General features: G+C 41.7%; 1 protein-coding gene. It reads left to right on the forward strand.

The features are described 5' to 3' along the window. On the forward strand, positions 1-230 hold a 230-nt coding region (locus AAEY83_RS19030), incomplete at both ends, for a hypothetical protein (protein WP_351061841.1).

Consider the following 230-nt stretch of genomic DNA (forward strand, 5'->3'; position numbering starts at 1 on the left):
GGCGTATCAACACCCCAACCAAACTCGTGATAAACGTTGGTTTGCAAAGGATAAGCAAGGGCGCTTACGACTGTCTACTTGGTTGATATTTGCGCCATTATTATTGGGCTACCGACTGATGTGGTATGTCGGACAACACTATCAATTCACTCAACATAAACAGTCAAATTCTGGCTTATTGAGTCATACTGATATGGGCTCGAACTATAAAATAGCGGACTCTATATATG

This window comes from Psychrobacter sp. TB20-MNA-CIBAN-0197 (genome assembly GCF_040309765.1).
GTDB lineage: Bacteria > Pseudomonadota > Gammaproteobacteria > Pseudomonadales > Moraxellaceae > Psychrobacter > Psychrobacter submarinus.